The sequence below is a fragment of the Pseudomonas sp. K5002 genome, assembly GCF_013386655.1.
In the GTDB taxonomy this organism is placed as follows: Bacteria; Pseudomonadota; Gammaproteobacteria; order Pseudomonadales; family Pseudomonadaceae; genus Aquipseudomonas.
In genome coordinates this window covers 1-410 of sequence record NZ_JACARK010000748.1, presented here as the reverse complement: position 1 = coordinate 410, position 410 = coordinate 1, and the positions used below count along the sequence as shown (strand labels likewise).

1 protein-coding gene is annotated in these 410 nt (G+C 63.7%); it reads right to left on the bottom strand.

The genetic code is table 11. The features are described 5' to 3' along the window. Positions 1–317, bottom strand: a 317-nt coding sequence (locus tag HX846_RS27625; RefSeq protein ID WP_178966508.1) for an aldehyde dehydrogenase family protein, incomplete at its 3' end; no start/stop codon positions are given. Between the last annotated feature and the right edge of the window lie 93 nt (positions 318–410).

Sequence of the window (410 nt, the reverse complement as noted above, 5' to 3'; positions counted from 1 at the left end):
GTGCGCCCGCGTTCGCCCTGGATGCGTGGGCGGGGCAGGCCGGTCTCGGCCATCGCCCGTTCAATCAGTTCATCGCCCAGGGCTTCGATTTCGTTGGCGATGGTTTCAAGGAATTCGGCGCGAGCCGCCAACGGCGTTTCGCGATAGTTATCGAAGGCGCTCCAGGCCAACGCACAGGCGTGTTCGACATGTTCGGCGGTGCCGCCGGCGTAGGCGGGTTCCAACGCAAGGTTGGTGGCAGGATTGATCGCCCGGATGGCCTCGCGGCTGCCTGGAATGGAGTGCTGACCAATCAGCATGGTGCCCGTCAGAGTCATGGCGTAGTCCTGGAAAGTAAAGATGGGCTTGGCGAAGAGAATCCACTGTGGGAGCTGTCGAGCCCCAGCGAGGCTGCGATGCAGGCGCTGCGG